This window comes from Streptomyces sparsus, from assembly GCF_054776295.1.
The window spans coordinates 1-2,190 of the sequence record NZ_BAAHCA010000830.1 but is presented as its reverse complement, the minus strand read 5'-3'; the positions used below and the strand labels follow the sequence as shown (position 1 = coordinate 2,190).

Annotated in this window: 2 protein-coding genes; both read left to right on the top strand. The window is 71.9% G+C overall.

Annotated elements, in window-relative coordinates:
- Positions 1–732: hypothetical protein (locus tag ACYVE9_RS23915; protein ID WP_461029966.1), on the top strand; the 732-nt coding region annotated here is incomplete at its 5' end.
- 106 nt (positions 733–838) lie between these two features.
- The coding region (locus ACYVE9_RS23910; RefSeq protein WP_461029965.1) for a fumarate reductase/succinate dehydrogenase flavoprotein subunit at positions 839–2,190 on the top strand (1,352 nt) is incomplete at its 3' end.

The following is a 2,190-nucleotide window of genomic DNA, read 5'->3' as shown; positions in this document are numbered from 1 at the left end:
CGCTGGTGGCTCGCGCCCGGCGTCACCGCCCTGGGGCTGCTCGCCTTCGTCGTCTACTCCAGCTGGCGCGCCTTCGCGGGCGCCGACTACTACGCGGCGCCGTACGTGTCGCCGTTCTACTCGCCCTGCCTCTCGCAGAACTGCGTGCCGATGGAGGGCGGACCCAACGTCGCCCTGTTCGGTGACTGGTGGGTGCTCTCGCCGGCGCTGCTCATCCTGGTCTTCCCGCTGGGCTTCCGGCTGACCTGCTACTACTACCGCAAGGCCTACTACCGGGGCTTCTGGCGCGCCCCCGCGGCCTGCGCCGTGCCGGAGCCGCACCGCCGGTACACCGGGGAGACGCGGTTCCCCCTGGTGCTGCAGAACGGCCACCGCTACTTCTTCTACGCCGCGCTCGGCATCGCCCTGATCCTCACGTACGACACGCTGCTCGGCTTCCGCAACGCGGAGTACGAGTGGGGCCACATGGGCCTGGGCACGGTGGTCTTCCTGGTCAACATCGTGCTGATCTGGGCGTACACGCTGTCCTGCCACTCCTGCCGGCACGTCATGGGCGGCCGGCTCCGGCACTTCTCCCGGCATCCGGTGCGCTACCGCCTGTGGGGCTGGGTCAGCCGCCTCAACGGCCGGCACATGGAACTGGCCTGGGCGTCGCTGATCAGCGTCGCGGTGGCCGACCTCTACGTGTACCTGCTGGCCACCGGCACGCTCACCGACGTCCGCTTCTTCTGAGCCGCCCGCACGGTCCCCGCCCCCCGACTTCCCGACCGTCCGCCACTCCCGTCCCGCCCGGGCCGCCCGGCCGGCGCGGGGCCCGCCGAGAGGAACGCAAGAGCAGATGACAAGCGCCGAACCGCAGGTGTGGGACGTGGTCGTGGTGGGCGCCGGCGGCGCGGGGCTGCGCGCCGCGATCGAGGCCCGTGAACGCGGCCTGCGGACGGCCGTGATCTGCAAGTCGCTGTTCGGCAAGGCGCACACCGTGATGGCCGAGGGCGGCATCGCCGCCAGCATGGGCAACGTCAACGAGGGCGACAACTGGCAGGTGCACTTCCGCGACACCATGCGCGGCGGCAAGTTCCTCAACCAGTGGCGGATGGCCGAGCTGCACGCCCAGGAGGCCGCCGACCGGGTGTGGGAGCTGGAGACCTGGGGCGCGCTGTTCGACCGCACGGCCGACGGCCGGATCTCGCAGCGCAACTTCGGCGGCCACGAGTACCCGCGGCTGGCGCACGTCGGGGACCGCACCGGGCTGGAACTGATCCGCACCCTCCAGCAGCGCGTCGTCGCCCTCCAGCAGGAGGACTTCGCGGAGAGCGGCGACCACGAGAGCCGGCTGCGGGTCTTCCAGGAGTACACCGTCACCCGCCTGCTCCAGGAGGACGGGCCGGGCAGCGCGGTGACCGGGGTGTTCGGCTACGCCCGCGAGTCGGGCCGGTTCTTCACCCTGGAGGCGCCGGCCGTGGTCCTGGCCACCGGCGGCATCGGCAAGTCGTTCAAGGTGACGTCGAACTCGTGGGAGTACACCGGGGACGGGCACGCGCTCGCGCTGCTGGCCGGAGCGGCGCTCACCCACATGGAGTTCGTGCAGTTCCATCCGACCGGCATGGTCTGGCCGCCGTCCGTGAAGGGCATCCTGGTCACCGAGTCGGTGCGCGGGGACGGCGGCGTGCTGCGCGACGCGGACGGCCGGCGGTTCATGTTCGACCACGTGCCTGAGGTCTTCCGCGACAAGTACGCGGAGACCGAGGAGGAGGCCGACGGCTGGTACGAGGACCCGGAGCACCACCGCAGGCCGCCGGAGCTGCTGCCGCGCGACGAGGTGGCGCGGGCCATCAACGCCGAGGTGAAGGCGGGGCGCGGCTCGCCGCACGGCGGGGTGTTCCTGGACGTCTCCACCCGGATGCCCGCCGAGGTGATCAAGCGGCGGCTGCCGTCGATGCACCACCAGTTCAAGGAGCTGGCGGACGTCGACATCACGGCGGAACCGATGGAGGTCGGCCCGACCTGCCACTACGTGATGGGCGGCGTCGACGTCGACCCGGACACCGCGGCGGCGGTCGGTGTGCCCGGCCTGTTCGCGGCGGGTGAGGTGGCCGGCGGCATGCACGGCTCGAACCGCCTGGGCGGCAACAGCCTCTCCGACCTGCTGGTCTTTGGCCGCCGCGCCGGCCTGTACGCGGCCGAGCACGC